A 19,848-nucleotide genomic window follows, 5' to 3' on the forward strand; every position below is an offset into this window, starting at 1 on the left:
ACCCGATGCCGATACCGTTGAGCCGCACCCGGCCCGCCGTGTCCGCACGGGCCTCCCTGTTTCACCGGACCGAGATGTCCCCCCGGACCGAGATGTCCGCAGGATGAGCTTCGTCTCGCCCGTGCCCGGCGGGTCCCCGCAGCGGGTGCTGATCTACTCGCACGACACGTTCGGGCTCGGCCACCTGCGCCGGGCGCGGGCGATCGCGCATGCCCTGGTGGCAGGGGCGCCGGAGCGGCGGGTGGTGATCCTGTCGGGCTCGCCGGTGAGCCACGCCTTCCGGTTCGCCCCCGGGGTGAGCTGCCGGCGCCTGCCCGGCGTGACCAAGCTCGCCAGCGGCGAGTACCAGAGCCTGGGCCCCGGCCACGGCCTCGCCGAGGTGGTGGCGACCCGCGCCGCCCTGATCCGCCACGTCGCCGACCGCTTCGACCCTGACCTCTTCCTCGTCGACAAGGAGCCGGCCGGCTTCCACGGCGAGGTGCTGCCGACGCTCCACCGCCTCAAGGCCCGGGGCTGCCGGCTGGTGCTGGGCCTGCGCGACGTGCTCGACGCGCCGGACCTGCTGGCGCCCGAATGGGAGCGCAAGGGCGCGCTCGCGGTGCTGCCGCTCTACGATTCGCTCTGGGTCTACGGCCTGGAAGCGATCTACGCCCCCCTCGACGGGCTGACGCTGCCCGCCGGCATCGGGGACCGCCTGACCTATACCGGGTATCTGCGCCGGGAGGCCCCCGATGCGGGCGGGCCCGACGAGGCGGCGGAGGAGCCGTTCCTCCTCGTCACCCCGGGCGGGGGCGGCGACGGGGTCGAGCTGGTCGAGGCGGTGGTGCGCGCCTACGAGGCGCACAGGTTGCAGCACCGGGCGCTGGTGGTGTTCGGCCCGTTCTTCCCGGCCGCCGAGCAGGAGCGCTTCCGCGCCCGCATCGCCGCGCATCCGCGCCTGGCCTCCCTCGATTTCGACGCGCGGCTGGAGCGGCTGATGCGCCGCGCCGCCGGCGTGGTGGCGATGGGCGGCTACAACACCTTCTGCGAGATCCTGTCCTTCGACCGCCCGGCCCTGATCCTGCCGCGGGTGCGGCCGCGGCGCGAGCAGCTGATCCGTGCCCGCGCCGCCGCCCGGCTCGGCCTCGTCGGCGTCATCGAGCCCGGGGCGGACGACGACACCGCCCGCATGGCCGCGGCGCTCGACGCCCTGCCCCACCGTCCCACCCCCTCGTCCCGGCCGATTCCCGGCCTCCTCGACGGCCTGCCGGCGATCCGCCGCCTCGCCGCCGCCGCGGACGCGACGTGCGTGGCCGCCGAGTAAGCCTCCCCTCTCATGCCCCCGCTCCGCATCGCCGTCCTCGTCAAGGGCTACCCGCGCCTGTCCGAGACCTTCATCGCCCAGGAACTCCTGGGGCTCGAGGCGCGGGGGCTCGACCTTGCGATCTGGTCGCTGCGCCAGCCGCATGACGGCGCGGTGCACCCCATGCACCGGCAGATCCGCGCGCCCGTGGCCTACCTGCCGGAATACCTCTACCAAGCGCCGCTCCGGGTGCTGCGCGGGGCCCTCTCCGCCCTGCGCCGGCCGGGCCTCGTCCCGCTCATCCGCCTCGCCTGGCGCGACCTCGCCCGCGACCGCACGCCCAATCGCGGCCGGCGCCTCGGCCAGGCCCTGGTGCTCGCCCGCGAGCTGCCGGCGGAGATCGGCCACATCCACGTCCATTACCTGCACACCCCGGCTTCGGTGGCGCGCTACGCGGCGCTCCTCTCCGGGCGGAGCTGGAGCGCGTCCGCACACGCCAAGGACATCTGGACCACGCCGGACTGGGAGCTCTCCGAGAAGCTGACCGACGCGCGGCTCACCTTCGCGGTCACCTGCACGGCGGCGGGCGCGGCACGCCTGCGCGAGGTCTGCGGCGATCCGGGGCGGGTCACGCTCGTCTATCACGGCCTCGACCTGTCGCGGTTTCCCGCCCCCCCGGAATCCCGCCCGGCGCGGGACGGGTCGGACCCGGCCGACCCCTTGAGGATCGTCACCGTCGGCCGGGCGGTGGCGAAGAAGGGCTTCGACGACCTCCTCGACGCGCTGGCCGCCCTTCCCCCCGACCTGCACTGGCGCCTCGCCCATGTCGGCGGCGGCGAGGCGCTGGCGGCGTTGCGCGCGAAGGCCGCGGCTTTGGGCCTGTCGCAGAAGGTGGTGTTTCTCGGCGCGAAGCCCCAGCCCGAGGTGGTGGCGCTCCTGCGCGAGGCCGACCTGTTCGTGCTGCCGGCCAAGCGCGCCCCGTCGGGCGACCGCGACGGGCTGCCCAACGTGATCATGGAGGCGGCCTCGCAGGGCCTCGCCGTCGTCGCCACCGACTTCGCCGGCATCCCGGAATTTCTTCGCGATGGCATCGAGGGCCGGCTGGTGCCGCCGGGGGATTGGGGGGGGCTCTCGAACGCCGTCAACCTGCTCGCCCGCGATCCCGCCGAGCGGACCCGCCTCGCGGTGGCGGCGCTCGCCCGCCTGCGGGCGGAGTTCGGCGCCGAGGCGGGGTTCGAGACCGTGGCGCGCCTGCTCAGGCGTGCGGCCGGGCGATGAGCCGGGTCGCCTTCTACGCGCCCCTCAAGGCCATCGACCACCCGGTCCCGTCCGGCGAGCGCACCATGGCGCGGCTGCTGCTGCTGGCGCTGGCCGTCGCCGGGTTCGCCCCGGAGGTCGCCAGCACGTTGCGCACCCGCGATCCCGACGGGTCGCGGCATCCGGCTTTGCGCGCCGCATCGCTGGCGGAGGCCGAGCGCCTGATCGCGGCCTACCGGGCCGATCCGCCGGCGCTCTGGTTCACCTACCACGTCTACTACAAGGCGCCGGACTGGATCGGCCCGGCGGTGTCGCGGGCGCTGGGCATTCCTTACGTGGTGGCGGAGGGCTCGCGGGCGCCCCGGCGCGCGTCCGGGCCGCACGCCCTCGGCCATGTCGGGGCCGAGGCGGCCCTCGACGCGGCGGATCTGATCCTCGTCATGAACCGCCGCGACCGGCCGGCTTTGGAGGCGGCGCGGCCGGGGCCCCAAGTGCTCGCCGACCTGCCGCCGTTCCTCGACCCGACGGAGTGGCCGCTGGCCGGTGCCGAGCGGACGCCCGGCCCCCTGCGCCTCCTCGCCGTCGCGATGATGCGGGAGGGCGACAAGCTCGCCTCGTACCGCCTCCTCGCGGAAGCGCTGATGCAGCTCGGCAACCGGCCCTGGACCCTCGACGTCGCCGGCGACGGCCCGGCCGCGGACGAAGTGGCGGCCCTGCTCGCGCCCTTCGGCGACCGGGTGCGCCGCCACGGCGCCGTCGACGCCACCGGCCTCTCGGCCCTCTACGGTGCCGCCGACCTGCTGGTCTGGCCGGCCGTCAACGAGGCCTACGGCATGGCGTTGCTGGAAGCGCAGGCCCATGGCTGCCCGGTGGCGGCCGGCGGCTACGGCGGCGTGGCGGACGTGGTCCAGGACGGCGTGACCGGCCGGGTCACCCCGCCGGGCGACGCTGCGGCGCTCGCCGCCGCGATCAACGACCTCGCCGCGGCGCCGGACCGCCTCGCGGCGATGCGGATCGCGGCGCTGGCCTTCGCCCGTACGGAGCGGGGCCTCGACGGGGCGGCGGCCCGCCTGCGCGCCGCGCTCGCCCCGCTCCTGGGGGAGCGCGCATGAGCCGGATCCTGATCGCCGTCACCCATCTGCTCGGCGCCGGGCATCTCACCCGGGCGGCGGCCCTGGCCCGGGCCTTCGCGGGCGCCGGTCACGCCGTGACGCTCGTCTCCGGCGGCCTCCCGGCGGCCCTGCCCCGCCTCGACGGCATCCGCCTGGTGCAGCTGCCGCCGGTGCGGATAACCGGCACCGCCTTCACGGCGCTCCTCGACCCGGAGGGCGCGCCGGTGACGGCGGAGCGCCTGGCGGCCCGCCGCGATGCGCTCCTCGCCGCCTTCTCGGAGGCTTCGCCGGATGCGGTGATCACCGAGCTCTATCCCTTCGGCCGCCGGGTGCTGGCGCCGGAATTCGAGGCGCTGACCGAGGCCGTGCGGGCGGCCTCGCCGCGCCCGCTGCTCCTCGCTTCGATCCGCGACATCCTCGCGACCCCGAGCCGCCCGGAGCGGATCGCCGCCACCCACGCGCGCCTCCACACCTACGACGCCGTGCTGGTCCACGGCGATCCCGCCTTCCTGCCCCTCGACGCATCCTGGCCGGTCGACGAGGGTGTGGCGCGGCTCCTCCGCTACACCGGCTACGTCGACGAGGCCGAGGCGATCCCCGCACCGGATGGTCCCCGCGCCGGAATCGTGGTCTCGGGCGGGTCCAGCGCCGCGGGCCTGCCGTTGCAGGAGGCGGCGGTCGCGGCGGCTTCCCTCACCCCCGGCCTCTCCTGGCGCATCCTCGTCGGCCGCGCCGTGCCGGAGCCGGCCTTCGCGGCCCTCGCGGCGGCGGCGCCCGGAAACGCGGTCGTCGAGCGGGCGCGGCCGGATTTCCGCGCGCTGCTCGCGCGGGCCGCGCTCTCGGTGAGCCAGGCCGGCTACAACACGGTGCTCGACCTCCTGCAGGGCGGCTGCCCGGCCCTGCTGGTGCCGTTCGAGGCCGGCCACGAGACCGAGCAGCGCCTGCGGGCCGAGACCCTGGCCGCCCACGGCCTCGCCCGGGTGCTGCCGGAGAGCGACCTCACGGCCGAACGCCTCGCGGCGGCGGTCCTGGCCGCCCCGCCGCCGGGCGTCGGGCACGCCATCGCACGGGACGGGGCGCTACGGAGCGTGGCGATCGTGGAGGCGATGCTGCGAGGAGCTGACCGACCTGAGCACACGCCGTCATCACAGGATGAAGCGCGGAACGCCCCTCTCCCCGCAGGCGTCAGGGCTGTCCGGGGAAAAGAAACAGCGCGGGTTTCCCCTCCCCCCTCTGCGGGGGAGGGTGCCCGGCGGAGCCGGGCGGGAGAGGGGCAGCGCGACGCTGATCCAGGGTGCGCCCTGCATCGCGCGCGCGACCTCTCCGGAAGCGGCGCCCCCTCTCCCGGCTCGCTCCACTCGCCACCCTCCCCCGCAGAGGGGGGAGGGGAAAAATCTGCGGCGTTTCTTTTCCCCGGACAGCCCTGTCGCCCGCGGGGAGAGGAAGAATCCGCGCACGCTGAATCGCGGTCGGTGAATGGAAGTCCCGCCGTGCTCGTCGCCCCTTTCGATTTTACGCCCCTCACCAACGCCCTCGCCTGCGCCGCGGACGAAGGCCGCACCACCACCCTCTGGTGGCGTGACGACGACGCGGTCGCCCACACCCCCGCCCTCGACCGCCTGCTCGCCCTCGCGGCCCGGACCGGCTGGCCGGTGGCGCTCGCGGCGATTCCCGCTCGGGCCGAGCCATCGCTGGCCGCGCGCGTCGCGGACGCGGCGGGGATCGATCTCCTCGTCCACGGCCTCGCCCACGCCGACCACGCGCCGCTCGACGCAAAGAAGGCGGAGCTCGGCCCGCACCGCCCCCTCACGGCGTTGCAGGCCGACGCCGCGGAGGCCCTGGCCCTCGCGAAGGCGCGCCTCGGCCCCCGCCTCCTGCCGGTACTGGTGCCGCCCTGGAACCGCCTCGCCCCCGACCTGCCCGGGATCCTGCCGGCCCTCGGCTACCGGGGCGTCTCGGCGGCCCATCCCCTGCCCCCGGTCGCAGGCCTCGCCCAGGCCCACGCGACGATCGACCCGGTCGCTTGGCGCGCCGGCGGCGGGCTCGCCGATCCGGGTGCCGTCGTCGCCCGCGCCGCCCGGGCGGTGGCCGAGGGCGGCCCGGTCGGGCTCCTCACCCACCACCTCGTGCAGGACGCGGCGACTTGGGACTTCTGCGAGCGCCTGCTCGATCACCTCGCCGCCCATGCGGCGAAAGATCCGGCATCGAGAATATCGCGCGGCGCCGCTTTGTTTGCGCCCGCGGCGTCGCCCGTGTCACAAACGGACCCTATCTTCCCGTGAAGATCCGGGGACGCTCCCCCCGAGAGGACCGCACGGCACCAGGATGACGGCACCGCTCCTGTCGATCCGCGACCTCACGGTCGACTTCACGACCGATTCCGGCTCGTTCCGGGCGGTCGACGGCCTGTCCCTCGACGTGCCGGCCGGCCGCACCGTCGCCCTCGTCGGCGAGTCGGGCTCGGGCAAGTCGGTCACCGCGCAGGCGATCCTGCAGATCCTGCCCAAGGTCGCCCGGATCAGCGGCGGCCAGATCCGCTTCGCCGACCCGTCCGTCGACATCGCGGCCCTCAAGGCCGATTCCTCCCGGATGCAGAGTTTGCGCGGCGGGCGGATCGCGATGATCTTCCAGGAGCCGATGACCTCGCTGTCGCCGCTCCACACCGTCGGCGACCAGGTCACCGAAGCGTTGCGGCTCCACGCCGACGTCTCGGCCGAGCAAGCCAGGGCCCGGGCGATCGAGGTGTTCGAGCGGGTCGGCTTCCCGGATCCGAAGCGGGCCCTCGTCACCTACCCGTTCGAATTGTCGGGGGGCCTGCGCCAGCGCGCGATGATCGCGATGGCGCTGATCACCCGCCCCGCCCTCCTCATCGCCGACGAGCCGACGACGGCCCTCGACGTCACCACCCAGGCCCAGATCCTGGAGCTGATGCGCGACCTCCAGGCCGAGACCGGCATGGCGATGCTGCTCATCACCCACGATCTCGGCGTCGTCGCCAACATGGCCGACGACGTGGTGGTGATGTATCGCGGCCGGGTGATGGAGGCGGGCACGCGCGAGGAGATCTTCCGCCGCCCCGGCCACCCCTACCTCAAGGCCCTGATGCGGGCCGTGCCGCGCTTCCACATGGCGCCCGGCGAGCGCCTGACCCCGATCCGCGAGGTCAAGAGCGCCGTGCTCGCCCGCAAGGCCGGCGAGCCGCACCGGCCCGATCCGGCCGGGCCGCTCCTCGCGATCGAGGGGGTGCGCAAGTCCTTCACCCTGCGCTCGGGCTGGTTCAAGGGGAAGACCCGCACCATCAACGCCGTCAACGGCGTCTCGCTTCAGCTGCATCCGGGCCGGACGCTCGGCCTCGTCGGCGAATCGGGCTGCGGCAAGACCACCCTGTCGAAGGTGGTGATGCGAGCCCTGCGCCCCGATTCCGGGACAGTCACCTTCGACGACGGCTCGGGGCGCGGCCCCCGCGACGTCTTCGCCCTCGAGGACCGGGAGCTGAAGGATTTTCGCCGCGCGGTGCAGTTCGTGTTCCAGGACCCGTTCTCGTCGCTCAACCCGCGGATGACGGTCTACGAGCTCCTGACCGAGCCCCTGCGCATCCACGGCGTCGGGTCGTCCGACGAGCGCTACGAGCGGGCGAAGGAACTGCTCGACATGGTCGGGCTCGACCAGTCGTCCCTGCGGCGCTACCCGCACGCCTTCTCGGGCGGCCAGCGCCAGCGCCTCGGCATCGCCCGGGCGCTGGCCCTGAAGCCGCGGGTGCTGCTCTGCGACGAGCCAGTCTCGGCCCTCGACGTCTCGGTCCAGGCCCAGGTGCTCAACCTGCTCAAGGACCTGCAGGCCAGCCTCGGCGTCTCCTACCTGTTCGTGTCCCACAACCTCGCGGTGGTCGACTACATCGCCGACACGATCGCGGTGATGTGCCGGGGCTACATCGTCGAGGAGGCGCCGAAGGCCGCCCTGTTCAAGAACCCGGCCCACCCCTACACGAGGGCGCTGCTCGCCGCGGTGCCCGAGCCCGACCTCGACCATCCCCTCGACCTGAAGCTCCTGATGAGCGACCGCTTCTCCGACCCGGCGAGCTGGCCCGAGCCCTACCGCCTCACCGGCGGCGCGGCCGGCACCATGACCGAGATCGAGCCCGGGCATTTCGTCCGGGTCGCCGGGCCGGTGCTCCGGCAAGCCGCCTGACCCTTTCAGAGACTCCGATGTCCCACGGCGCCGCCCTCCGTCCCCACCCCTTCGTCGAGCGGCTGCGCCGCCGCTTCCTCGGCCGGCTGTTCGACCGGCTCGGCTACGACCTCGTCCCGGCCGTCTCCGACTGGAACCACCGCCCGCTCTCCGGGCCAGAGACCGACGCGCTGATCGCGGGCGCCGCCGCGCGCCTCGACCACGACCTCGCGGAATCCGGCCTGAGCCTGCCGGGCGGTGCCGCGCCCGCCGTCGCGACCTTCTGGGACCTGATCGCCGCGGCCCCGGTGGCGCAGAAGCGTGGCGGCAACGGCTTCAACGGCGCGCTGCAGCTCTACGTGCTGATGCGGGCGCTCTCGCCTGAGGTGATCGTCGAGTCGGGGGTGTTCCGGGGCTTGACCACCTGGGTGATGCGCCAGGCCTGCCCGCAGGCCGAGATCTTCTGCTTCGATCCCGACCTCTCGGGGCTGCGCTACCGCGATGCACGCGCCCATTACCATGCCGGCGACTGGTCGGCGGCGCGCCTGCCGCTTCTCGAGGCGGACAGGGCGGTCGGCTTCTTCGACGACCATATCAGCCAGGCCCGGCGGGTGCTGGAGGCGCGCGAGCGCGGCCTGACCCGGCTGATCTTCGACGACGACGCCGCGGCGCACCGGCTCCACGCCCACGGGGGCCCGGCCTTCCCGACCATCGCGATGCTGACCGCGCCCCGCTCCGGCGAGCCGGTGCGCTGGCGCCGCAACGGACGGGAATTCGTCTACCGGCCCGACGACCCGGAGGCGAAGGCCGCCCGCGGCGCCATCGCCGCCACGCACGCCTTCGACGACCTGCACGCCGCGACCGGCTACTCGCCCACCCGCCTCACCTGGGTGCGCCTGCACGGGAGGGACGGGACATGACGGTTCGGCTCGGACGGTTTCTCACGGGCGCAGCGGTTAACCCCTCCCCCCTCCGCGGGGGAGGGTGGCCTGCAGAGCAGGCCGGGAGAGGGGACCGCGACGCTGTTCCAGGTGGCGCCTTTCAGAACGGCTCAGGTTTATCCGGAAGCGTCGTCCCCTCTCCCGACCCGGCCTCACGGCCGGGCCACCCTCCCCCGCAGAGGGGGGAGGGTTGGCGGCGCGTCGGGCTTCTGTCCGTCCTGCTGCCGCTGCTCGCGTCCCCCGCCTTCTCCGCGGAACCCACCGACCGCCTGCCCAAGCAACCCCTCATCGTCGACCCCGCCGCCCAGGGACGCCAGACCGGCAAGCCCGGTGGCGACATCGTCACCCTGGTCTCGAAGGCCCGGGACATCCGCTACATCTCGACCTATGCCTACACCCGCCTCGTCGGATACGACGAGAAGCTGGCTTTGCAGCCCGATATCCTGCAAAAATTCGAGAACGACGGCGACCGGGTCTACACCTTCACCTTGCGCGAGGGCCATCGCTGGTCCGACGGCCAGCCCTTCACGGCGGAGGACATCCGCTACTGGTGGGAGGACGTCGCCCTCAACAAGGAGCTGAGCCCCTCCGGCCCGCCGGAATTCATGATGGTCGACGGGCAGCCGCCGCGCTTCGAGCTGATCGACCCGCTGCATGTCCGCTTCACCTGGGACAAGCCGAATCCGCGCTTCCTGCCGGAGCTGGCCTCGCCGCGCGATCCCTTCATCTACCGGCCGGCGCATTACCTGAAGAAGTTCAACGCCAAGTATACGCCGAAGGCCGAGATCGATCCGCTGGTGAAGCAGGCCAAGGTCAAGGGCTGGGCGGCGCTCCACAACCGGCTCGACGCGATGTTCGAGCAGACCAACCCCGACCTGCCGACCCTCCAGCCCTGGCGCGTCACCACCATCGCGCCGGCGGCCCGCTTCGTCTTCGTGCGCAACCCCTATTACCACCGGGTCGACAGCAACGGGCAGCAACTGCCCTACATCGACAAGGTCAACATGGACGTGGCGGCCGGCGGGCTGCTGGCCGCCAAGGCCAATGCCGGCGAGGCCGACCTGCTGTTCCGCGGCCTCAACATGGAGGACATCCCGATCCTGCGCGAGGGCGAGCGCGCCAAGGGCTACCGCACCCATCTCTGGCCGACCGCCCGCGGCTCGGAACTGGCGCTCTACCCGAACCTGACCGTCACCGACCCGGTCTGGCGCCAGCTCAACCGCGACCTGCGCTACCGCCGCGCGCTCTCGCTCGCCATCGACCGGCGCACCCTCAACAACGCGCTGCTGTTCGGGCTCGGCACCGAGGGCAACGACACCGTCGTGGAGAAGAGCCCGCTCTACAAGCCCGAGTACCGCACCCTCAACGCCGGCTACGACCCGGCCGAGGCCTCCCGCCTCCTCGACGCGGTCGGGCTGACCCAGCGCAACGGCGCCGGCATCCGCCTGCTGCCCGACGGGCGCGAGCTGGAGATCGTGGTCGAGACCGACGGCGAGAGCAGCATGCTCACCGACGGGCTGACGCTGATCTCCGAGTTCTGGCGCGAGGTCGGCGTCAAGCTGTTCGTCAAGCCGCAGGACCGCACGGTCCTGCGCAACCGCGCCTATTCGGGCGCCGCCGTGATGGTGGCGGCGCAGGGCCTCGACCTCGCGATGCCGACCGCCGAGATGTCCCCCGACGAACTCGCCCCGGTCCACCAGGACACCTATGCCTGGCCGAAATGGGGCCAGTACGTCGAGACGCGGGGCAAGGAAGGCGAGGCCTGCGACATCCCCGAGGCGAAGGTGCTCATCGACCTCAACGCCCGCTGGATGGCGACCGCCGACAATGGCGAGCAGGCCAAGATCTGGGCCGAGATGCTGAAGAACCGGGCCGAGAACCAGTGGGTGATCGGCACCGTCTCCGGGGCGCTGCAGCCGGTGGTCGCCAAGACCCGGCTCCTCAACGTGCCCGACAAGCAGACCTATAGCTGGAAACCGACGGCCCTGATCGGAATTTACCGGATGGACCAGTTCTACTGGGGGCCGAACCCGAAGGAGGCGTCGCGGTGATCCGCTATCTCGCCCGCCGCCTCCTGACCATGGCGGTCACGCTGCTCATCATCTCCGCCCTCGTCTTCGTCATCATCAAGCTGCCGCCGGGCGACTTCCTGACCAACCAGATCGCCGAATTGCGCTCGCAGGGCGAGGCGGCCTCGGTCGCCAAGGCGCAGTTCCTGATGCAGCAATACGGCCTCGACCGGCCGGTCTGGGAGCAGTACCTGCGCTGGATCGGCCTGTGGCCCAACCCGGAGGGCGCCTTCAACGGGTTGATCCAGGGCAATTGGGGCTGGTCGTTCGAGTATGACCGCCCGGTGCGCGAGGTGGTGGGCGACGCGCTCTGGCTCACCCTCGTCGTCAACCTGGCGGTGGTGATCTTCGTCCACCTGGTGTCGATCCCGATCGCGATCTACTCGGCGACGCGGCAATACTCGATCGGCGACTACGTCGCGACCTTCATCGGCTATATCGGGCTCGCCACCCCGTCCTTCCTGCTGGCGCTGGTGATGCTGTTCTACGCCAACCGCTGGTTCGAGGTGTCGATCGGCGGGCTCTACGACAGCGCCTATTCGGGCCTGCCCTGGACCTGGGACAAGATCCGCTCGCTGCTCGCCCACCTCGTCGTGCCGACGCTGGTGATCGGTCTCGGGGGCACCGCCGCAATGATCCGGCGGATGCGCGCCAACCTCCTCGACGAACTCGGCAAGCAATACGTCGTCACCGCCCGCGCCAAGGGCCTGCCGCCGACCCGGGCGCTGATCAAGTATCCGTTCCGGATGTCGCTCAACCCGTTCATCGCCGATATCGGCAACCTGCTGCCCCATCTCATCTCGGGCTCGGTGCTGGTGTCGCTGGTGCTGAGTCTTCCGACCGTCGGGCCGATCCTGCTCGCCGCGCTGAAGAGCCAGGACCAGTTCCTGGCCGGCTTCATCCTGATGTTCGTGGCGATGCTCACGGTGATCGGCATGCTGATCTCCGACCTGCTGCTCGCCTGGCTCGATCCGCGCATCCGCCTCGGAGGGGACGGTCGATGAGTCTCGAGTTGCGCGACCGGCCGCAGCACTTCGTCGATGCCGCCCCCTTCGATCCCGGCCGCACCGAGCCGGTGGGGGCGGAGAGCAGCGCCGTCGATCGCGCCTCGTCCTGGCGCCTGACCTGGTGGAAGTTCCGCAAGCACCGGGTCGCGGTGGCGGCGGGGCTGATCCTGATCGTGTTCTACGCGCTGATCCCCTTCGTCGAGGTGATCGCGCCCTACAACCCGGCCAAGCGCCACGGCGACTACCTCTACGCGCCGCCGCAATCGATCCACCTCTTCCACGAGGGCCGCCTCATTGGGCCCTACACCCACCCCTACCACTTCACCTTCAACATCGAGACCTTCCACCGCGACTACACGACGGACCGGACGAAGGTGCAGCCGCTCCGCTTCTTCTGCCGCGACGAGGGTTATTCCTTCTGGGGCATGATCGACACCGACTGGCACGTGGTCTGCCCGCCGAAGGACGGGACGATGTTCCTGCTCGGCACCGACCGGCTCGGACGCGACCTGCTCTCGCGGATCATCACCGGCACCCGGATCTCGCTCACCGTCGGCCTCGTCGGCATCGCGGTGTCGTTCGCGCTCGGGCTCTTCTTCGGCGGGCTCGCCGGCTATCTCGGCGGCTGGGTCGACAACATCATCCAGAGGATGATCGAGATCCTGCGCTCGCTCCCCGAATTGCCGCTCTGGCTCGCCCTCTCGGCGGCGTTGCCGCCGAACTGGAGCCCGATCCTGGTCTTCTTCGGCATCACGCTGATCCTCGGGCTGCTCGACTGGCCGGGCCTCGCCCGCGCCGTGCGCTCGAAGCTGCTGGCGCTCCGCGAGGAGGATTACGTCCGCGCCGCCGAGCTGATGGGCGCCTCGAAGACCCGGATCATCGCCCGGCACCTGATCCCGAACTTCATGAGCCACCTGATCGCTTCGGCGACCCTGTCGATCCCCTCGATGATCCTCGGCGAAACGGCCCTGTCGTTCCTAGGCTTAGGCCTGCGGCCGCCGGTGACGAGCTGGGGCGTGCTCCTGAACGAGGCGCAGAACCTCGCGGCGGTGCAGCTTCACCCGTGGCTGCTGGCGCCGATCCTGCCGGTGGTGATCGTAGTGCTGGCCTTCAACTTCCTCGGGGACGGCCTGCGGGATGCGGCGGATCCGTATCATTGAGGGGGAAGTTCGAAGTCACTGGCAGCCCGAGTCGAGTGACCGACCACAGTAATACACCCTCCGCGTCATCCCGGGGCCGCGCAGCGGAACCCGGGATCCCATAACCGCCGACGCGGAAGGATGAAGCGAAGCGCGAGCCGCCTCGTTCGGCAGCGTCAGCGGTTATGGATCCCGGGTTCTCGCCTACGGCGAGCCCCGGGATGACGCCGAGGGTTTGAACGTCCGTCCGACGTTAGCGAAAATCGGGGTCGCGGAACGAGCCCGCCCCCTCACCCCCCCTTCACCGCCCCCGCCGTCAATCCAGCCACGATCTGGCGCTGCGCGAACACCGTCAGCACCAGGACCGGCAGCGTCACGATCAGCGCGGCCGCCGCCAGCGGCCCCCAGCTCAGCTGGTCGAACGAAATCATGTTGTAGACCGCGACCGGCAGGGTGCGGGTCTCGCGCCCGGCGAGCACGATGCCGAAGACGAAGTTGTTCCAGGAGAAGATCACCGCCAGGATCATCGCCACCGCGATGCCGGGCTTGGCGATCGGCAGCGCGACGTAGCGGAAGACCTGCCAGCGGCTCGCGCCATCGATATACGCGGCCTCCTCCAGCTCCAGCGGCGTGGTCTCGAAGTAGCCGATCATGATCCAGATCACGATCGGCACCGTGACGACGAGGTGGATGATGATCTGCGGCCACAGCGTGCCGAGGAGCCCGAGCCACTGGAACAGCAGGAAGAGCGGGATCAGGTAGGACAGGCCCGGCGTGATGCGGGCGACCAGGATCACCACCGCCGCCTTGGCGGCCTTCATCCGGGCGATGCCGTAGCCGGCCGGCACCCCGACGAGAAGGGCGAGCCCGGTCGCCGTACCCGTCACCAGCAGGCTGTTCAGGAAGTAGGTCGAGAACCGGTTCGATTCGAGCACGTCGAGGTAGTTCTTCCAGGCGAAGCGCTCGGGGATCAGGATCGGCGGATAGGCCGCGTTGTCGATCTCGTACTTGACCGAGAGCGACAGCATCCAGACGAAGAACAGGATCACCGGCGAGACGATCACCAGGACGGCAAAGAGCAGGGCGGCCTGCTTGAGGAGCCAGCGCCCGTTCATTCGACCGCCCCTTGCGTGCGCTTGCGGACCACCAGCAGGGCGGCGGCGAGCGCGATGATGAGGAGGAAGAACACCACCGCGATCGCCGAGCCGTAGCCCACGTCGTAATAGGCGAAGGCGACGCTGTAGAGATAGATGTTGATCGTCTCCGAGGCGGTCCCCGGTCCCCCTTGCGTGATCGCGAAGATGATGTCGAAGCTCTTCACCGCGTCGATCATCCGGATCATCGCGGCGACGAACAGGAACGGCGCTACCAGCGGCAGGGTGATGTGGCGAAACACCTGCCAGAGCGAGGCGCCGTCGATCTGCGCGCTCTCGTAGGGCTCGGTCGGCAGCGCCGCGAGGCCGCCGAGCACGATCAGCATCACGAGCGGCGTCCACTGCCAGGTCTCGACCAGCACCAGCGACGGGATCACGGTCGCGGGGTGGAACACCCAGAGCTGCGGCGGGATGCCGACGAGGGAGAGCAGGTAGTTCAGCACCCCGAGCTGGGGATGGAACATCATGGTCCAGACGAGCGCGATGGCGACGGGCGTCGCCATCATCGGCAGGATGAACACGCCGCGCAGGAAGCCACGCAAGGGAAACTTGGCGTGGAACACGCAGGCCGCGAGCGTACCGAGGATCAGGGGCAGCACCACCGAGAGCGCGGTGTAGACCAGCGTCTGCCACACCGCGTCGAGGAAGCGCGGATCGGTGGGCAGCCGCGCGTAGTTGGAGAGGCCGACGAAGGCCGGGTCCGCCCCGACCTTCCACTCGTGCAGGCTCATCCACAGGGTGAAGGCCCAGGGGAAGACGATCACCCCGACGACAACGACCAGGGCCGGCACCACGAAGGGCCAGTAGCCCGGCGGGCGCCAGCGGGCCGCCGGCGCCTCTTCGGACGCCGGCACGACGGACGATGGCGCGAGGCCGGCCCGGGCCATCAGGCCTTCTCGCTGCGCTCGAGGATCGGCCGGTACTGCTCGGCCGCCTTCTTCAGCTCCGTCGCCGGGTCGGCTCCCGACAGGGTGGCGGTGACGGCGGAGCCGACGATGTCGCGGAACTCCGCCACCGGCACCACGACGGGGAGGCCGAGCTTGCTGATCTTCGACGAGCCGATCACCGAATCAAGCCACTCGCGCGGCATCTTCACGCCCTGCTGCACCTCGGCGTCGCTGAGGATCGAATCGCGGAACGGCACGCCGCCGCCGGCCTGGAGCAGGCGGCCGCCCATGATCTTCGAGACGGCCCACTGGCAGTAGAGGTAGCCCGCCTCCTTCTTGGTGCTCGCCGCGGTCACGCCGATGCCGTCGCCGTAGGTGGCCGAGGCGTGGTCCTTCGGGCCCTTCGGCACGACCGCGTAGCCGACCTTGCCGACGACGCGCGAGGCGTTGGGATCCTCCAGCGGCGGCGCCCAGCCGACGCCGTCGAGCCACATCGCCGCTCGCCCCTGCGTGAAGGCCGCCATCGACTCCATCCAGTTGAAGCCGACGACGCCGGGGGGAGCGGTCTTGGTGAGCAGGCGCTGGTAGAGCTTCGTCGCCTCGACCGCCTCCGGGCCGTCGATCAGCAGGTTGCCCTTGTCGTCGAGGAAGCGGCCGCCGTAAGCCAGGAAGAACGCGCCCCACAGCGCCATGTTGGCGTTGCGCAGGCCGCGGCCGACGAAGCCGTAGGTGCCGGCCTTCGGATCGGTCAGCGTCTCGGCCGCCCGCATCATGTCGTCGAAGGTCTCGGGGTAGGCGACGTTCTTCTTCTGAAAAAGTTCCTTGTTCCAGTACAGGATGAAGTAGTCGACCGACATCGGCAGCGAGCGCATCTCGCCCTTCGGCGTCTTGGCGTATTGCAGGCCCGCGGCGCTGAAATCCGCCTCGCGCAAGGCCGGGTCGGTCAGGTTCGGGTCCTTGAGGTAGCCGGACAGGTCGGCGAGCCAGCCGGCCTTGTCGAACTGGCGCTTCTGCACGTGGTAGCTCAGGTGCACCACGTCGAAGCTCGGCCGGCCGGAGGTCAGCTCGATGACGATCTTCTGGCGCTGCTGCTGCTCGGGGATGACCTCGGAATTGACCTTGATCCCGGTCAGCGCCGTGAACTCGGCGGCGTGGCGCTGGAGCAGGTCGCCGCGGGGCCCCTTGATCAGGTTGACCTCGAGGGTGGTGCCGGCGTGGCGCTTCCAGTCCACGGCCGCGAAGGCCGGCCGAATGCCGGACAATCCCCCGCCGACCAGACCGAGGCCGGCCGCGGCGGCGCCGGATGCCAGGATGCGGCGGCGGGTCGGCCCGCCGCGAGAGAACTCGCCCATCGTTTCCTGCCCTTGACGATCGGCCCGGATCTGGTGCCCGGGCTTGTTCGAGGCCGGTGCTCCGGTCCCCGTCGCGCCGCGTCAGCGGCAGCGCTGCCGGAGCCTAGTGCAAGACGCGCAGCCGTGGGAAGCGGCTCGACCTGACGGCCCCGGAAAAATCAGTACGCAACGGTTACGGCGCGGCGAGATCCAGCGTCAGGGCGAAGCACGCGCCCTTCGTGCCCGACACCGCGAGGTCGCCGCCGAGCTGGCGGGCAAGCCCGTGGATCACCCGCATGCCGAGGCTGCGGCGCGCCGCCGCCGTGTCGAACCCCTCGGGGAGACCGACGCCGTCATCGGAGACGCTGAGGCGGACCTTGCCCTCGCCCGCCGGCACCGCCTCGACCCGCACCGGGCCGTGGGCGCCCGGATAGGCATACTTCACCGCGTTGGTGACGAGCTCGTTGACGAACAGTCCGAGCGGGATCGCGAGGTCGGCCGGGATCGGCATGGCCGGCGCCGTGCAGGTGATCGCGTGGCCGGGCGCGCTCTCGCGCAGCTTCTCGCACAGGGAGCCGAGGAAGCCCGACAGCTCCACCGCCGCGAGGTCGGGCTGGCGCCAGAGCTGGTCGTGGACCTGCGCCACCGCCTCGACCCGCGAGCGGGCATCCGCCAGGGCGTCGCGGGCCTGCTGGCTCTCGGTGGTGCGGGCCTGGAGCGAGAGCAGGCCCGCGACGGTGGCGAGGCTGTTCTTGACCCGGTGGCTCATCTCGCGGGTCAGCAGCTCCTGCCGGTCGAGGGCGGCCTGTAGCCGGGCTTCGGCGCGCTGGCGCTCGATGGCGCCGCCGAGCAGGTTGGCGAAGCCCTGCATGAAGGCGATGTCGGTCTCGTCGAACTGGCCCTCGCGGGTGTCGTCGACCTCCAGCACGCCGAAATCGCCCTCGCGGTTGCGGATCAGCACGTTGAGCGCCCGGCGCACCCCGTGGTCAGCCATCAGCTGCGGGGTGCGGAAGCGGCGCTCGTTCTCGAGGTGGTTGGAGATCACCGGCTGCCCGGTCTTGAGGGCGTAGCCCGCCGGCGAGGCGAGGTCGGCCCCGACGAGGGCGTGGCCGACGACGTTCGGCCCCCAGCCGATGCCCGCGATGACCAGCAGGGTGTCCTGCCCCGGCTTGTATTCCAGCGCCTTGCAGAACTGCGCCGACATCCCCTCGGCGCAGAGCTCGGTCGCGCGCTGCAGGAGCCGGCCGAGATCGTCGGCGCGCAGGGCTTCGACGCCGAACTCGGACAGGATCTTCTGCTGCTTCAGGCGGTATTCGAGGTCCGGACGGCTGAGCTCCGCCATCGTCTGCAATCCTGTCCTTTCCCTGCGCGAGATGCGGGGTCCGTGCTTCGAGGGGGCCAACAGCGTGGCCGGAACGACGTGATGGAGTGGGGCCACGTCTGCCGGGGCGGGTCAAGCGCGCAGGCCGGCGAAGCCAGGATGCCGCACGGCGCCATCCCCAGGCCCGTCGCCGGATGCACGATCCGGGCACAGCACTGTTCGTGCCTGGCTCTGTTCCATATGATACAGTGCAGTGCACATACAGCAGGAGTGCGGATCCGTGCTGCGCCTCGTCGCCCTCGGGATCATCCTGACCGCCGCCGTGACGATCCTGGCGAGCCTCTTGCGGCCGCCGCCGGTCCGGGCGCAGCAGGACGAGTATTACTGCCGCCCTCCCCTCAAATTCGCGGCCGGCGCCTGCGTGGCGCAGTGCCCGGCGGGCTACGAGGATCGCGGCCGGGTCTGCACCTTCCGCAGCCTGTCGCGCTGACGGGTCAGGCGGCGTCCGCCGTCGAGACGGCCGGCGCCGCGTGCGCGTCGCCCCAGGCCTTGAGCGCCCGGATCACCGGTTCGAGGCTGCGGCCGCGCTCGGTCAGCCGGTACTCCACCCGCGGCGGCACCTCGGCATAGACCGTGCGGTGGATGAACCCGTCCGCCTCCAGCTCGCGCAGCTGGTTGGTCAGCATGCGCTGGGTCACGTTCGGCATCCGGCGGCGCAGGGCGTTGAACCGGAGCGAATCCTCCGGCGCCGGCGCCTCGGCCAGCAGGTGGTAGAGGATCACGCCCTTCCACTTGCCGTCGATCAGCTGCAGCGTCGCCTCGACGGCGCAGCCCGGGCTGCAATCCAGGCTGCGGTGCCGGGTGCGGGCCATCACGGTATCCTTTTCGACACTATGGGCGCTTCATGTGCGTTCTTGCGCGGTTCGAGGGTAGCGGTCATCTCCGCTCCAGTCATCAAGGAGCCTGCCCATGCGCGCCGTCGGTTACCAGACCTCCCTGCCGATCGAGGACGAAGCCGCCCTTCAGGACATCACCCTCCCGCGCCCCGAGCCCACGGGCCGCGACCTCCTGGTCGAGGTCCGGGCGGTGTCGGTGAACCCGGTCGACACCAAGGTGCGCCGCCGCGCCGCGTCGGAGGCCGGCAGCTGGAAGGTGCTGGGCTGGGACGCTGCCGGCATCGTCGTCGCCGCCGGCCCGGAGGCGACGCGGTTCAAGCCCGGCGACGCAGTGTTCTACGCCGGCGCCCTGGAGCGCCCCGGCACCAATGCCGAGTTCCACCTCGTCGACGAGCGCATCGTCGGCCGCAAGCCCGCCTCGCTCTCCTTCGCCGAGGCCGCGGCGCTGCCGCTCACGGCGATCACCGCCTGGGAGACGCTGTTCGATCGGCTCGACGTCCGCAAGCCGGTGCCGGGGGCTGCGAAAGCGGTGCTGATCGTCGGCGGGGCCGGCGGCGTCGGCTCGATCGCGACGCAGCTCGCGCGCCAGCTCACCGACCTCACCGTTATCACCACGGCCTCGCGGCCGGAGACCCAGGCCTGGAGCCGGGAGCTCGGCGCCCATCACGTCGTCGATCACGGCGCGTCGCTGGCGCAAGCCGTGGCCGGTCTCGGCCTCGGCGCCCCGGGCGTCGTCTTCTCGACCACCCACACCGACACGCACCTGCCGGCCCTCGTCGAGTTGATGGCGCCGCAGGGACGGCTCGCGCTGATCGACGATCCGGCGACGCTCGACGTGTCGCTCCTCAAGCGCAAGAGCCTGTCGCTGCATTGGGAGTTCATGTTCACCCGGCCGATGTTCGGCACCGTCGACATCGCGGCGCAGGGCGAGCTGCTGGACGAGGTAGCGCGGCTGGTCGAGGCGGGGCAGCTGCGCACCACCCTCGCCGACCATTTCGGGACGATCAACGCCGCGAACCTGCGCCGGGCGCACGCGCTCCTCGAGAGCGGGCGGGCGAAGGGGAAGATCGTGCTGGAGGGGTTTGCGTGAGGGGCGGTGATTCCGGATCAGGACACCGACATCGGCTGAGTGCGCGCAACGCTCCCATCCCACAGGGTCATCCCGGGGCTCGACGAAGTCGAGAACCCGGGATCCGTAACCGCTGACGATGCAGGATCAGGCGGGACGCGAACCGCTTCATCCTCCGGCATCGGCGGCTATGGATCCCGGGTTCCGCTGCGCGGC

Annotated in this window: 16 protein-coding genes; 11 read left to right on the forward strand and 5 right to left on the reverse strand. The window is 71.4% G+C overall.

The window, feature by feature from the left end:
• Window positions 1–103: 103 nt before the first annotated feature.
• From BM430_RS16575 to BM430_RS16615, 9 genes are read left to right on the forward strand one after another with little or no spacing between them, the layout of a single operon-like run.
• Window positions 104–1,303, forward strand: a complete 1,200-nt coding sequence (locus tag BM430_RS16575; RefSeq protein ID WP_093568352.1) for a glycosyltransferase family protein — start codon at window positions 104–106, stop codon at window positions 1,301–1,303.
• Between the two features lie 12 nt (window positions 1,304–1,315).
• Window positions 1,316–2,560: a glycosyltransferase gene (locus BM430_RS16580; protein ID WP_093568353.1), complete on the forward strand. Its 1,245-nt coding sequence runs from the start codon at window positions 1,316–1,318 to the stop codon at window positions 2,558–2,560.
• Window positions 2,557–3,651, forward strand: coding sequence for a glycosyltransferase family 4 protein (locus BM430_RS16585; protein ID WP_093568354.1), 1,095 nt, complete (start codon window positions 2,557–2,559; stop codon window positions 3,649–3,651). Before BM430_RS16580 ends, BM430_RS16585 begins: the two co-directional genes overlap by 4 nt.
• Window positions 3,648–5,933: a glycosyltransferase gene (locus BM430_RS35295; RefSeq protein WP_244539514.1), complete on the forward strand. Its 2,286-nt coding sequence runs from the start codon at window positions 3,648–3,650 to the stop codon at window positions 5,931–5,933. The genes BM430_RS16585 and BM430_RS35295 overlap by 4 nt, the downstream gene beginning before the upstream one ends.
• Window positions 5,934–5,976: 43 nt before the next feature.
• Window positions 5,977–7,839, forward strand: a complete 1,863-nt coding sequence (locus BM430_RS16595) for an ABC transporter ATP-binding protein (protein WP_093568355.1) — start codon at window positions 5,977–5,979, stop codon at window positions 7,837–7,839.
• Between the two features lie 17 nt (window positions 7,840–7,856).
• Window positions 7,857–8,738 (forward strand): hypothetical protein, encoded by an 882-nt coding sequence (locus BM430_RS16600; RefSeq protein ID WP_093568356.1) that lies wholly within the window; start codon window positions 7,857–7,859, stop codon window positions 8,736–8,738.
• Window positions 8,735–10,810: an ABC transporter substrate-binding protein gene (locus BM430_RS16605; RefSeq protein WP_244539515.1), complete on the forward strand. Its 2,076-nt coding sequence runs from the start codon at window positions 8,735–8,737 to the stop codon at window positions 10,808–10,810. The genes BM430_RS16600 and BM430_RS16605 overlap by 4 nt, the downstream gene beginning before the upstream one ends.
• Window positions 10,807–11,832 carry an ABC transporter permease gene (locus BM430_RS16610; RefSeq protein WP_093568357.1) on the forward strand — a complete coding sequence of 342 codons (1,026 nt, stop codon included), beginning with the start codon at window positions 10,807–10,809 and terminating at the stop codon, window positions 11,830–11,832. The genes BM430_RS16605 and BM430_RS16610 overlap by 4 nt, the downstream gene beginning before the upstream one ends.
• Window positions 11,829–12,995 (forward strand): ABC transporter permease, encoded by a 1,167-nt coding sequence (locus BM430_RS16615; protein ID WP_093568358.1) that lies wholly within the window; start codon window positions 11,829–11,831, stop codon window positions 12,993–12,995. The genes BM430_RS16610 and BM430_RS16615 overlap by 4 nt, the downstream gene beginning before the upstream one ends.
• 269 nt (window positions 12,996–13,264) lie before the next feature.
• Here the strand turns inward: BM430_RS16615 and BM430_RS16620 are convergent, their stop codons facing one another.
• The 4 genes from BM430_RS16620 to BM430_RS16635 form a co-directional block, all read right to left on the reverse strand.
• Complete coding sequence (locus tag BM430_RS16620) at window positions 13,265–14,089, reverse strand: carbohydrate ABC transporter permease (RefSeq protein WP_093568359.1); 825 nt, start codon at window positions 14,087–14,089, stop codon at window positions 13,265–13,267.
• Complete coding sequence (locus tag BM430_RS16625; RefSeq protein WP_093568360.1) at window positions 14,086–15,015, reverse strand: carbohydrate ABC transporter permease; 930 nt, start codon at window positions 15,013–15,015, stop codon at window positions 14,086–14,088. Before BM430_RS16625 ends, BM430_RS16620 begins: the two co-directional genes overlap by 4 nt.
• Window positions 15,015–16,367: an ABC transporter substrate-binding protein gene (locus BM430_RS16630; RefSeq protein ID WP_093568361.1), complete on the reverse strand. Its 1,353-nt coding sequence runs from the start codon at window positions 16,365–16,367 to the stop codon at window positions 15,015–15,017. The genes BM430_RS16625 and BM430_RS16630 overlap by 1 nt, the downstream gene beginning before the upstream one ends.
• Window positions 16,368–16,539: 172 nt before the next feature.
• Window positions 16,540–17,688 carry a sensor histidine kinase gene (locus BM430_RS16635; protein ID WP_093568362.1) on the reverse strand — a complete coding sequence of 383 codons (1,149 nt, stop codon included), beginning with the start codon at window positions 17,686–17,688 and terminating at the stop codon, window positions 16,540–16,542.
• Window positions 17,689–17,947: 259 nt separating this feature from the next.
• Here BM430_RS16635 and BM430_RS16640 point away from each other — a divergent pair, with 259 nt between their 5' ends.
• Window positions 17,948–18,157 carry a hypothetical protein gene (locus BM430_RS16640; protein ID WP_093568363.1) on the forward strand — a complete coding sequence of 70 codons (210 nt, stop codon included), beginning with the start codon at window positions 17,948–17,950 and terminating at the stop codon, window positions 18,155–18,157.
• A gap of 4 nt (window positions 18,158–18,161) precedes the next feature.
• On the opposite strand, the gene BM430_RS16645 is transcribed toward BM430_RS16640, so the two are convergent.
• The gene (locus tag BM430_RS16645; RefSeq protein WP_093568364.1) at window positions 18,162–18,539 is read right to left on the reverse strand and encodes a winged helix-turn-helix transcriptional regulator; all 378 of its coding nucleotides are present in this window, start codon (window positions 18,537–18,539) and stop codon (window positions 18,162–18,164) included.
• A 97-nt stretch (window positions 18,540–18,636) separates the two neighbouring features.
• Between BM430_RS16645 and BM430_RS16650 the strand changes: the two genes are divergently transcribed.
• Complete coding sequence (locus tag BM430_RS16650; protein ID WP_093568365.1) at window positions 18,637–19,653, forward strand: zinc-binding alcohol dehydrogenase family protein; 1,017 nt, start codon at window positions 18,637–18,639, stop codon at window positions 19,651–19,653.
• Window positions 19,654–19,848 lie beyond the last annotated feature (195 nt).

Source organism: Methylobacterium sp. 174MFSha1.1 (assembly GCF_900116815.1).
GTDB lineage: Bacteria > Pseudomonadota > Alphaproteobacteria > Rhizobiales > Beijerinckiaceae > Methylobacterium.